Source organism: Pseudonocardia nigra (assembly GCF_019396355.1).
In the GTDB taxonomy this organism is placed as follows: Bacteria; Actinomycetota; Actinomycetes; order Mycobacteriales; family Pseudonocardiaceae; genus Pseudonocardia; species Pseudonocardia nigra.
In genome coordinates this window covers 1-11,205 of sequence record NZ_JAHKRK010000240.1, presented here as the reverse complement: position 1 = coordinate 11,205, position 11,205 = coordinate 1, and the positions used below count along the sequence as shown (strand labels likewise).

13 protein-coding genes are annotated in these 11,205 nt (G+C 69.9%); 3 read left to right on the top strand and 10 right to left on the bottom strand.

Annotated elements, in window-relative coordinates; genetic code table 11:
* Positions 1–488: 488 nt before the first annotated feature.
* Positions 489–1,853 (top strand): dihydrolipoyl dehydrogenase family protein, encoded by a 1,365-nt coding sequence (locus KME75_RS35545; protein WP_219419329.1) that lies wholly within the window; start codon positions 489–491, stop codon positions 1,851–1,853.
* A gap of 57 nt (positions 1,854–1,910) precedes the next feature.
* Here the strand turns inward: KME75_RS35545 and KME75_RS35540 are convergent, their stop codons facing one another.
* The 7 genes from KME75_RS35540 to KME75_RS35510 form a co-directional block, all read right to left on the bottom strand.
* Positions 1,911–2,234: an ArsR/SmtB family transcription factor gene (locus KME75_RS35540; protein WP_308283387.1), complete on the bottom strand. Its 324-nt coding sequence runs from the start codon at positions 2,232–2,234 to the stop codon at positions 1,911–1,913.
* A gap of 123 nt (positions 2,235–2,357) precedes the next feature.
* The gene (locus KME75_RS35535) at positions 2,358–3,158 is read right to left on the bottom strand and encodes an ABC transporter permease (protein ID WP_219419327.1); all 801 of its coding nucleotides are present in this window, start codon (positions 3,156–3,158) and stop codon (positions 2,358–2,360) included.
* 50 nt (positions 3,159–3,208) lie between these two features.
* Complete coding sequence (locus tag KME75_RS35530) at positions 3,209–4,036, bottom strand: ABC transporter permease (RefSeq protein WP_219419326.1); 828 nt, start codon at positions 4,034–4,036, stop codon at positions 3,209–3,211.
* Between the two features lie 2 nt (positions 4,037–4,038).
* Positions 4,039–5,031, bottom strand: a complete 993-nt coding sequence (locus KME75_RS35525) for an ABC transporter ATP-binding protein (RefSeq protein WP_219419325.1) — start codon at positions 5,029–5,031, stop codon at positions 4,039–4,041.
* A 44-nt stretch (positions 5,032–5,075) separates the two neighbouring features.
* On the bottom strand, positions 5,076–5,282 hold the full coding sequence (locus KME75_RS35520) for a hypothetical protein (RefSeq protein ID WP_219419324.1): 207 nt from the start codon (positions 5,280–5,282) through the stop codon (positions 5,076–5,078).
* A gap of 10 nt (positions 5,283–5,292) precedes the next feature.
* Entirely contained in the window at positions 5,293–6,000 is a 708-nt protein-coding gene (gene merB, locus KME75_RS44230) for an alkylmercury lyase family protein (protein WP_219419323.1), read from the bottom strand.
* 73 nt (positions 6,001–6,073) lie between these two features.
* Positions 6,074–6,565, bottom strand: a complete 492-nt coding sequence (locus KME75_RS35510) for a MerR family transcriptional regulator (RefSeq protein ID WP_246633487.1) — start codon at positions 6,563–6,565, stop codon at positions 6,074–6,076.
* A gap of 173 nt (positions 6,566–6,738) precedes the next feature.
* Here KME75_RS35510 and KME75_RS35505 point away from each other — a divergent pair, with 173 nt between their 5' ends.
* Positions 6,739–7,446 (top strand): TetR/AcrR family transcriptional regulator, encoded by a 708-nt coding sequence (locus tag KME75_RS35505; RefSeq protein WP_308283386.1) that lies wholly within the window; start codon positions 6,739–6,741, stop codon positions 7,444–7,446.
* On the opposite strand, the gene merB (KME75_RS35500) is transcribed toward KME75_RS35505, so the two are convergent.
* The 3 genes from merB (KME75_RS35500) to KME75_RS35490 form a co-directional block, all read right to left on the bottom strand.
* Positions 7,447–8,097, bottom strand: coding sequence for an organomercurial lyase MerB (gene merB / locus KME75_RS35500; protein WP_219419322.1), 651 nt, complete (start codon positions 8,095–8,097; stop codon positions 7,447–7,449).
* 47 nt (positions 8,098–8,144) lie between these two features.
* Positions 8,145–9,533 (bottom strand): mercury(II) reductase, encoded by a 1,389-nt coding sequence (merA, locus tag KME75_RS35495; protein WP_308283385.1) that lies wholly within the window; start codon positions 9,531–9,533, stop codon positions 8,145–8,147.
* 353 nt (positions 9,534–9,886) lie between these two features.
* Complete coding sequence (locus KME75_RS35490; protein WP_219419320.1) at positions 9,887–10,456, bottom strand: DNA cytosine methyltransferase; 570 nt, start codon at positions 10,454–10,456, stop codon at positions 9,887–9,889.
* 516 nt (positions 10,457–10,972) lie between these two features.
* Here KME75_RS35490 and KME75_RS35485 point away from each other — a divergent pair.
* Positions 10,973–11,205 (top strand): helix-turn-helix domain-containing protein (locus KME75_RS35485; RefSeq protein ID WP_219419319.1); only part of this gene is annotated, 233 nt, incomplete at its 3' end.

The window sequence follows — 11,205 nt, the reverse complement described above, 5'->3', positions numbered from 1 at the left end:
TCGCCGACCGCGCCAACATCGCCCACGCCCGACGAGACCTCCTCAACCGCGACGACGTCTTCACCGCGTACGGCATCTAACTGAATCCGACCAAACCGGACAAAGATCAACAACGCCGGGGCCCTGGGTAACCGGCGGCGGTGGACAGGGCGAGATCGCCGAGCAGGGTGCGCAGCCTCATAGTGGTTCTCCTTCCTGACGAGCAATTTGACCGGGCATCTGCGTGTTGTCCGGATCTGTGTTGTCCCGCGTTCCGTTTCGTGTCGGCCGTGGGTCGCGTCGGAGCTGGTCGATCAGCCCGATCGGGGCGCTGGCCGCCGCCTTCATCGATCTTCTCCCCGGCCCGTCGTCGATCCCCTGCGGCGCTCGCACCGGTTTGCTGACCGAGGCCCCGGGTACGGGACACCCATCCGCACAAGCGGATGCGGTGAGTGCGGTACCCCGGTGCGACTCGCCGAAACCCAGCCGCACCCTCATAGGAGAGCAGGATGGCCCCGCAGCAGTTCGATGTGATCGTCCTCGGGATGGGACCGGGTGGTGAGGTGGCCGCGGGCCAACTGCTGGCCGCAGGCAAGCGGGTCGCTGTCGTCGAGCGGGAGTTGATCGGCGGGGAGTGCGCGTACTGGGCATGCATCCCGTCGAAAACCCTGCTGCGCCCACCCGAGGCGCACGGCGAGGTCGGGCGGGCCGCAGGGGTCGAGGGGGCTCGGCTGGACTGGGCCGCGACCCGGGACTACCGCGACTACATGATCCGCCACCTCGACGACAGCGATCAGATCAGCGGCTATGAGAAGTCGGGCGCCACCGTGATCAAAGGTGCCGCCCGCCTCACCGGCCCCGGCACCGTCGAGGTCGACGGGCAGCAGCTGACCGCCGCCGACATCGTCATCGCCACCGGCTCCGACGCCGTGATCCCGCCAATCGAAGGCCTGGAGCAGGTACCGGTGTGGACCAACCGGGAGGCCACCACGCTGACCGAGATCCCGGACCGGGTGGTGATGATCGGTGGCAGCGCGGTCGGTGTCGAGCTGGGCCTGTTCCTGCGCCGCTACGGCGCGCAGGTGACGATCCTCGAGCGGTCCGCCCGGCTGCTGTCCCGGGAGGACCCGCGGGTCGGGGAGCTGACCGGGCAGTACCTGCGCGGTGACGGTGTCGACGTGCGCACTGACGCCACGGCGCGGCGGGTGCGGCGCGACGGCGCGGACACCGTCGTGGAGCTCAACGGCGGCGGTGAGGTGTGCTGCGATGTCGTCGTCGTCGGGACCGGGCGCGCACCGCGCACCGCTGAACTGGGGCTGGACGCCGTCGGCGTCACGCCGGGGGAGAAGGGCGAGATCTCGGTCGACGAGCACTGCCGCGCCGCCGATGGGGTGTGGGCGCTTGGCGACGTCACCGCCGTCATGCCGTTCACCCACGTCGCGATGTACCAGGCGCGGGTGGTGGCCGACAACATCCTCGGCACCCCCCGCGCCGCCCGCTACGACGGGATCCCCCGAGTGGTGTTCGCCGACCCGGAGATCGCCGCCGTCGGGCTGACCAGCGCTCAGGCCCAGGAACAGGGCCTGTCGGTCGCCGCGGCCGAGATCGACCTGGCCCAGACCCTCGCGCGCCCGTGGACCTACGAGACCGAACCGCGCGGGCACCTCGGTGTGCTGGCCGACCGCGACCGGCGGGTGCTGCTCGGCGCCTGGGCCATCGGCCCGCAGGCCGGCGAATGGATCCACACCGCCGCCCTCGCCGTCCGCGAGCAGATCCCGATCGACCGGCTGCTCGACCAGATCGCCCAGTTCCCCACCTACAACGAGGGCTACCTCAAAGCCCTCCAGCGCCTCGACTTGCAGTCCACATCGTGAAGTGAGGCACCAGCGAGCACCCACGCGGCATCACCTCGGGCGCTCGCCTCGCTGACGTCAATCGGTGGCGGCCTCATCGGTGGGAGTGTCGATGCGTTCGCAGGCGGCCAGCGCCGCGCAGTTGTCCGCAGCCAGCGCCCGGGCCAGCACGACAAGCTCGGCGACCCGCGGGTCGGCGACCCGGTAGTAGGCGTAACGACCCTCCCGTCGCGCGCCGACGTAGCCGCAGTCGGCCAGGCATGCCAGATGGCTCGACACCCGGCCCTGAGCCAGCCCGACATGCTCGACGCACTCTCGGACCGTGTGCTCCTCGTGGAGCACGAACTCCAGCAGTCGCAGCCGCGTCGGATCACCCAGCGCGCGGAAGAACTTTGCGATCACAGCAGGACCAAGGGGCTCGGACGGCAACAACGCGGCAGGACGAGTTTCAGCGGTCATGGCACCTCTTCGGCAGGCATCAACCCCAACGGTAACGCCCGCTCCTGCCGCGACCACCGCCTCGAGTCAGTAGTGGGACAGGCAGCCTCGGTGCCGCGCGATCTGTTCGCAGATCCGGAACAGGACGAGGCCGGCGACGAACCAGGCAGCCGCGGTGGTGAGCATCCAGATGAGGCCGCCGGGCCCGCCGGCGGGGATCCGGGCGCCGTCCAGCATGACGGTGCGCAGAGCGGTCATGGTGTGGGTCAGGAACAGCGGTTGGCCGGCGGCGTCTGCCCAGCCCGGCATTTCCGTGGCGGGCAGGATGGCGCCGCTGAGGAACATCACCACCATCAGCGCCACATCGTTGAGCAGCGGGATCCGCTTCCACACCAGGGTGAGTCCGGCGATCGCCATCGCGAGCCCCGCGGCGCCGACGATCAGCAGCGTTAGTGGTAGCAGCGCGTCGAGCCGCCAGTGCAGATCGATCGGGACGAACAGGGAGGTCACGGCGTACATGGCAGCAACGACGAACGCCGATTCGGCGATCGCGGCGACGATCCGGCCGGCGACGACGTGGACCCAGGACGGCAGCGGACTGAGGTAAGTCTGCTCCAGCGTGCCGGACTGGATCTCGGTGAGCAGCCGCCAGAACATCTTCTGCACGTGCAGGTAGGTGTAGGTGAAGGCGACGAAGCCGAGCAGCAGCCATGCCATGTGGCGGGAGTTCAGCGTCCACTCCAGCTTCCCGGTGGCTGCGATGGTGGTGGCCTTGCCGGCGGTGAAGCCGATCAACAGCAGGAAGATGATGAACAGCGGCAGCTCGATCAGGATCTGCAGCCGTTCACCCCAGCCGTGGCGCAGTCCCTTCACGATTTCGTTGCCCACGGCGGTCAGCGTCCGCCGCACTGTCCATCCAGGGGTAGGCGCGGTGGTCGTCATGCTCCCAACCGCCCTTCGCGTAGTCCGCGCCGGATCGCGCCCTGGTACACCACCCAGCCGAGGATCAGCAGCGCCACGGCGTGCACGACCGCCCAGAGCAGGGTGCCGTTCAACCAGATCTGGTGAAACGGCGCGCCGGTGACGAGGATCTGGCGGGTGGCATCGAGCCCGAGCGTGGTCGGTATGAGGATCTTGGCGGCGAGTTCGAGCCAGTCGGGGAACACGAACACGGGAATGAAGGCACCGTTCAGCATCATGATCACGTTCTGGACCACGTGGATGATCGCGCCGATCGAGTTGACAACCAGCGCGATGCCGCCGAACAGCAGCACGAAGCCGGCGATGTCGAGCAAGGTGATCCCGAGCGGGATCAGCGCGGACAACCGGAACGCCAGCTCGACGCCCTGAACGGCAAGCAGGATGATCAGGTTGAGCACGGCCACGACCGCCGCGATGAGCAGGCCTTCGACCAGAGCGGCGGCGAGCCGTCCGGTCGAGGCCACCCACGGCCGGAGCGGGCTGAGCAGGCTCTGCTCGAGGGTGCCGGTGTACATCTCCTCGAGCACGCCGGCCACCATCCGCAGCGACGCGATGTAGAGCACGACCCATCCGAGGAACGCCACCGACGTCATCGCCAGCACGTCCCCGACCAGGCGGCCGCCGCCGATGAAGACCTGGATCACCCAGTACAGCATCGCCATGTAGGCCAGCCCCAGCGTCAGCGGTGCCTTGTGCGCCCACATCACGCGCACGCCCTTGGCGGTCTCGTTGCCGAGCAGCCTCAGCGCGATGGCGGAGCTGGGCACAGGTGCTGTGGTTGTCATGGTCAGCCTCCCTTCACGAGCGAGACGAAGACGTCCTCGAGGCTCGGCCGTACGCGGTTGACACTGAGCACCGACACCGAGCTGTCGTGCAGGTGGGCCAGAACGGCGTGCAACGCGTCCTGATCGGACGAGGGCAGGTGGATGAACGTCCGGCCGTTGACGGAATCGATCGGGTACTCCGTCGCGATCTTCGCCGGGAGTGGCTCGACGGCCGCCCCCGACACCTGGACGGTGCCGGACACCTCGACATCGAAGCGGTCTTCGATGTAGCGGTCGAGCAGGTCGGCGGTCGGGAGGTCGGTGATGATGCGGCCACCCCGGATGACCGCGACCCGGTCGGTCAGTTCTTCGGCCATCGCGAGCTGGTGGGTGGTGAGGATGACGGTCTTGCCCTCCTCGCGGGCCAGCCGGTCAACCCACTGCCGCACGGTCCGGGCGGCTTCCACGTCCAGCCCGATGGTGGGTTCGTCGAGAAGCACGATCGGCGGGTCGGTCACCAGCGCGGCGGCGATGGCGACCTTCTGCTGCATCCCGCGGGAGAACCCCCCCACCGGCTCGGCGCGGCGGTCCCACAGCTCCAGCTCACGCAGCAGCCGCTCGGCCCGTGGCTTGATCTCGGCCCCGCGCAGCCCCTTGAGCCGTCCGAAATAGAGCAGGTTCTGCCAGGCCGACAGCGACCAGTAGACGTTGCGCGACCCCTCTAGGACTGCGCCGATCTGCTGGACGGCCCGGCTGCGTTGCCTGCCGATGTCGTAGCCGCCGAGCCGGGCCGTTCCGGCGGTGGGGGTGACCAGGCCGGCCATCATCTTGATCGTCGTGGTCTTACCGGCACCATTGGGTCCCAGCAGCCCGAGAACCTGACCAGCCGAGACGTCCAGGGACACATCCTCGACCGCGGTGAAACTGCCGTACCGCTTGGTGAGACCACGCAGCTCGATAGCGATGGGCGCAGGTGCACGTGTCGCCGCCTGTGGTGTGAGTACCAGCTCAGACATCCGCTCCTCCTCTGTCTGCGCGAATTCGTCGATGTCGATGTGGTTCACGCGTCGACCTGCTCGGCTTGTTCGGCGACCCAGCCAAGTCCGATCACCGCGAGACGGACGATTTCGAAGGCCCTGGCGATCGGGCCACCGGCGATCAAGCGGCGATGTGGATCATCAAACGTGATGCGCCAGGCGCCGAGGCCAACCGAGCGGACGAGTTCGGTGATCTCGGCCAGGGCGGGGTTCGTGGGCGTGTCCGTCATGGCCGTGTCCTCAGCGGCCGAGGAGGGAGCCGAAGACGGTTTGGCCGACCTCGATGGAGTCGGCCTGGTCGTAGACCTGCCCGGACAATGCCGGGTTGGCCTGCAGGTACGCCCGCGCGTGGTCTGGGCGGGTGAAGAAGTGGACGTGCCGGCAGGCGGCTTCAGCGGCGGTGCGACAGCCGGTGGTGCCGGCCACGAGCATGACGGTGCTGTCGGGTTCCCACTGCCAGTCGCCGGCGCCGTGGTACCGGATTCGGATCGGTTCCCCGGTATGCGGGTCCGCGCTGGTGATGGTGGCCGTGCGTCGGGCCATCAGCGGGATGCCGAGGGCGTCGCCGCCGCACATCGCCCACACCGCCGGGCCGTAGTCGAACTGGACCTCGTGCGGGGTAGCGGTGCCGGAGAACGGATAGGCGACGGTCACCGAGCCGTTGGCGGTGTGGACGAGGTCGGCCGCGGCGAGCCGGGCCATGGCCTGGTCGGGGTCCGCGCCGAGCTGCGTGGCCCGGTCGGTGATCCACGCGGTGGTGGGCGCGGCGCCGGTGTCGACGAACACGGCGAGGATGGCCCGGTGCAGCTCGCGCTGCAGAGGCGGGAGCGTGTCCTGGGCCTGGTTCATGAGGGTGATGCCGAGCCCGTCGGCGAAGTCGTTGATGGCGTGGCTCGCCCTGCTGGTCCTGCTTGTCCCGGTGCCGGTGCCGGTGTTGGTGGTGGTCACGGTCAGTTCCTCCATCGCAGTGACTCGATCGGTTTCTCGACTGCGACGCTAAGAACTCACCCCGGGGTGAGGGTCAAGCACTCCGCGGTGGGTTGACACTCTGCTCTCGATCCGCCGGGCACCGGGGGTCGTTGGCCCAGCACGTGTTGCCCTCGCGGGCGAGCTCGGCGCGGTAGGCGGACTCGAACGCGTCGACTCGTTGGAGGGTCTCCTCGAGCTGGGCGATTCGTGCCTGCAGCCGGCGGCGGGAGACTCGCAGCCGCTCGGCCAGCCGGGAACCGAACGACCACCGCCAGTCAGCCTGCCCGGGGTCGGTCAGGTCGCGGATCTCGGCAACGGTCAGGCCAAGGCTGCGGAGCTTGCCGATCCACCGCACGCACCACAACGCGTCCGCGTCGTAGAGCCGGTAGTTCGACCGGCTGCGGCCGACGGTGTAGATCAGGCCGGTGTCGGTGTACTCACGCAGGTTCTTGATCGGCACCCCGGTGCGCCGGGACAGCTCGCCCACGGTCATCAGCCGCGACTGCGAGCCGCCCGCCGTCCGGGACAGATTGTTGATGCTCATCAGGTCCCCTTGGGCCCGTAACTCTTGGTGAGGCCGCGCAGCTCGATGGCCGCGGGCACCTCTGTGTCGGCTGTCGGATGCGGTGGGAGCAGCAGCTCGGGCATCGCACCCTCCAGTACTTATGGCGTAAGTCGAGGGGGTGACGGTAGAACTTACGGTGTAAGTTGGCAAGGGTGGCGACGAGATCTGGTGGCGCGACCGATCAGCGCAGCCCACTCAGTCGGCCGCGGGTCCTGCAGACAGCGCTCGGTTACATCGACGCGCACGGGCTGGAGGCGCTGAGCATGCACAAGCTCGGCGCCGAGCTGGGTGTGAAGGGCATGTCGCTGTACAACCACGTCTCGAACAAGGACGACCTCCTCGACGGCGTGGTCGAGGTGCTGTGGACGGAGGTCGAGAGCGCTGTCACTGGCGCTGTCACCACCGCGGCCGGGTGGCATGACGGGGTCCGGTCGTTCGCCCGCGCGTTGCGCGCCATCGTCCGGCGGCACCCGAACGCCGCACCGTTGATCATCAGCCACCGGGTCATGCCCGAACCTGCCCTGCGGATCATCCAGGCCCAGATCATCGCCGCCGTCGCCGACAGCTCTCCGGAAGGGCCGGCCTATGACCTGCTGCGTACCATCACGTCGTACGCCCTCGGCTCCGCCCTCGCGGAGGCGCACTGGGGCCTGGGCGAAACCGGCTGCGCGTCGGCCGTCAGCGACCTGCTCCGACCCGGGATTCCCGGCGATTTGGTCGGCGTCGCCGAGATCTTCTGTGGCCGAGGTGACCCCGACGCCCAGTTCGAACTGGGCCTGGACCTGATGCTGCGCGGCCTCGCTGCGCCCCGGGACCCATCGGCACGGCCTGTCCGTAACACTGTTCCCGGACCCGGCTAGCTAGCAGCACGATGCTTCGTCGCCGAGCAGGTTCTGGGCGAGGCGACGGCCCAGGCCGAACGCCTCGGCAACGGGCAGCACCTCGGCGCCCGGATGTTCGGTCTGCCATTCCTGCGCGGCGGACGGGCTGGCGAAGAAATGCACCTGGTTGCAGAACGCCGACCGCACGCTGCCGCAGGCGTCCGGGACGACAACCGACACCACGGCGGTCGCGGGCTCGAGCGCGACGACCCCGGCAGCCGGATCCACGTCGAGGCGGACCGGCTCGCCGCTACCCGGTGTCGGCGACACGACCTGAGCCGGCCGGTCCAGCACGACGGGGAAGATCAGGGTGTCCAGGGCGCACCAGGTGTAGAGCCGGTGGCCGTCGACGGTGAACTGGTGCGGGGTCGGGCGCAGCGTGATGCCGTGCCCGACCACCCGGCCCTGCTCGTCGTACTCAGTGTCGGACAACCCAGCCAGCGCGTCGCGGACCTCCACCGCCGAGCGCCCGGTGGCCTGGGCGAGGTCGTCGACGGCGACCGGGCGTCCGCGGGCGAGCTGGCGCAGCAGCACCGGCCACAGCCAGCCGACCCCGTCGCCATGGGGGGCGGAGCCCGTGCTGATCGCCGCGGTGAGCCGGGTGGCGAGATGATCGGCGTCGATGCTCATGACAGGGATCTCCCTTCCGGGTTTGGGGGGTGCGGTGAGCGGCCGGGTCAGGCGCAGCAGGAGGTGGGCATCTGGTTGCGGAACAGCCCCGCTGCGATCCGCAGGCTCTCGGCCATCGTCAGATAGGGGGCCCAGGTGTCGGCCATGTCGTCGACCGTCATCTGAGCCTTGATCGCGTAGGTGGCGGCGAGCATGATCTCCCCGGCCGCCTCGGCGGCGGCGTGCACGCCCAGCACCCGCCCGGTGTCGGCGTCGGCGACCAGCTTGACCACACCACGGGTGTCCCGGTTGGCCAGCGCCCGCGGCACATCCGACAGCGCCAGGACGCGGCAGTCGCAGCGGTGCCCGGCCGCCAGCGCCTGGGCCTCGGTCAGCCCTGCCGAGCCGAGCTGCGGGCGGGTGAACACCACCGCCGGCAGCCCGGTGTAATCGACGGTCGCCGGCCGTGGCCCGGCCGCGGCGGTGGCGTTCAGCGCGGCCACTCGCCCGGCGGCGGCGGCGACGTAAACGTATTGGGGGGCGCCGGAGACGTCACCGGCGGCGAAGATTCGGGGGTTGGAGGTGCGCTGAGCCTCGTCGACGACCACGAAGCCGCGGTCGTCGGTCTTCACCCCCGCCGCGTCGAGATCCAATGACGCGGTGCGCGGGGTGCGCCCGGTCGCGACCAGGAGGCGCTGCCCGACCGCGCGCTGACCGCCGCGGGTCACCACGGCGACCTGCCCGCCGTCGGATTCAACTCGGACGGCCCGGTCCTCGATGACGGTGATCCCGTCGTCGGCGAACACCCCGCGCAGCGCGTCGGCCACCTCCGGCTCGGCTGCGGGAGCGAGCCGACCCACCACAGTGACCCGGGCGCCGAGGTGGGCGAATAGCTGCGCCTGCTCCATCCCCACATAACCGCCGCCGATCACCACCAGCGAGTCGGGCAGCTCGCTCAGCTCCATCGCCGTGGTCGAGGTCAGCCAGTCCACCTGCTCCAGGCCGGGCAGGGCGGGGCGGGCCGGTTCCGCGCCGGTCGCGATCAGATACGTGAGCGCCTTCAGTGGCTTCCCGTCGACCTCGAGCATGTCCTCGGCGACGAACCGCGCCTGGCCGGGCCGGACCTCGAAGCCGTAGGCGGCGGCCACGTCGGCGTACTTGGCCTGCCGCAAACGCCCAACCAGCTCGTCCTTCTGTCCCACCAGCGCGGCCAGGTCGACCGGGTCGGCCGAAGTCGGCGCACCGGGGAACGGGTTGGCCAGCGCGGAGTGCCGGGCACCGGCCGCGGCCAGCAGCGTCTTCGACGGAACACAGCCCACATTCACGCAAGTCCCACCCAGGGTGTCCTGCTCGACCAGCACCACCGACTTGCCGGCCTGCCGGGCGGCGATCGCGGCCGCCATGGCAGCGCCACCAGAGCCGATCACGGCCAGATCCAACGCGCGGCTGTCGTTCACGAGGCGACCTCCTGGAGTCCGGGGGCGGATCCGGTCGGCCTGACGACACGAGCCGACCGGGGCGAGACCGACCGTGAGCTGCTGCCAACGTGGGTACCCATCACCGCACCGTCCAATCCGCTTAAGCGAATCTATGCTAGCGTCAGGCATCTGTCTAGGCGGATGCATTCCGCGTCCTGCGAGGACCCTGAAACCCGGTGACCAGCAGCTCGAGCACACCGCTTGCCCCGGCGGCACCGCTGCTCTGTGGACCCGCGAGCAAGTGGCAACTGTGGGCAAGTTCTTCCATGTCCCCGCCACGCGGAGCAGGGCCAGCGCGACGCCTTACGCCGCCGTGGGATTGCTGCCGGGGTTCAGGCCAGGGACTCGACAACGGCCCGGATCAGCCACTCGGCGGCCGGCGGGGTGACGGCGTTGCCGAGCTGGCGCACCTGCTCGCGGCGGGTGCCGCGGACCCGGTAGTCGCGGCGGAATGCCATCGCCGCCTGAATCTCGGCCAGTTCGAGCATCCGGAACGTGCAGTCCTCCACCGCGGGTAGCGGGTGCGGCCACCGACCACCGACTGATGCCCCGCCGTCGTGAGCGTGCGGGCCGGCTCGCTGGCGGGGGTGCACATCCCCCGCCGTCCCCGCGTGCCGTTTGTGCCGCACCAGCATGTGGTGGTTGCCGGCTGCGGTCACCGTGGCCAGCGGCTCGCGCACGTCGCGGGCGGTGGACCCGCCGCCGCGCAACTCGGCGATGAACGCGATCCCCTCCGCCTCCCGCGCGGTGCGCGCCCGGAACGGCTCCTCGCTGCTGCGTGCGTCGTCGTTCCCTGTCCCGCCGGCTGGCATGACGAGCGCAGTTTCCGCCCGCGTCGACTGGGTCCGCAGCGGTACCGCCACCGGCGCGGCGGTCGTGCCCTCGCGGCCCTCGACCGGCACACAGCGCTCGCGTCTCGGTAGTGGTCAGGGTGGCGGTGGGCTGGTCGACCGGCCAGGTACGGGAGTAGACCGGGCGCCCGTCGGGGCGGGTGCGCACGTAGGCGTTCCCGCGGGCCTCGAATGTCATCGGCCGCGCGTACCGGGTGAGCCCGGCCCGGATCCGGGCCAAGGTCTTGGCCGACAGCGGCCGCTCCCGGTCCCCGATCCGCTGCCCGCGAACGCACCAGTCCATTGCCACCGCCGCCGGGTCCGGATACGGCTCCACCACCGCGTGCCGACACTCCACCCGCTGTCAGCGGTAGACGTACTGGGCGCGGTAGCGACCCCAGCCGGTCCCGTGCTATTGCACGTTCGATCGACCCTTGCGTGCACGTCGCGATCGCCCGAAAGCCCGCTAGTGCGTTGACCATGAACGTTCACCGGGTTGGCGACACGCCGGTCAGCGTCCCCGAATTGGAGTCCTGTTGATCTCACTCTCGATCTCGACGTCAGGTCGGGGATCGAGGTGGGGGTCGGATGGCAGAGCCGGTCAGAGCGCGCAGGCTCACCGACGAGGAGGGTCAGCGGTTGACCCAGATCGTGCGCCGGGGCAAGCACGGTTCGATCCGGGTCCGCCGAGCCATGATCATCATGGCGTCGTCGTCGGGGACACCGGTTCCGGCGATCGCCCGCCTGGTGGCTGCGGACGAGGACACCGTGCGCGATGTGGTGCACGCCTTCAACGAGCGGGGGTTGGCCGCGCTGGACCC

Coding starts and splice junctions, on each gene's coding strand:
- KME75_RS35520 (WP_219419324.1), bottom strand. CDS start 5,282: ATGACGGACACGCCCACGAACCCCGCCCTGGCCGAGATCACCGAACTC.
- merB (WP_219419322.1), bottom strand. CDS start 8,097: ATGAGCATCGACGCCGATCATCTCGCCACCCGGCTCACCGCGGCGATC.
- KME75_RS35510 (WP_246633487.1), bottom strand. CDS start 6,565: ATGAGCATCAACAATCTGTCCCGGACGGCGGGCGGCTCGCAGTCGCGG.
- KME75_RS35525 (WP_219419325.1), bottom strand. CDS start 5,031: ATGTCTGAGCTGGTACTCACACCACAGGCGGCGACACGTGCACCTGCG.
- KME75_RS35530 (WP_219419326.1), bottom strand. CDS start 4,036: ATGACAACCACAGCACCTGTGCCCAGCTCCGCCATCGCGCTGAGGCTG.
- KME75_RS35545 (WP_219419329.1), top strand. CDS start 489: ATGGCCCCGCAGCAGTTCGATGTGATCGTCCTCGGGATGGGACCGGGT.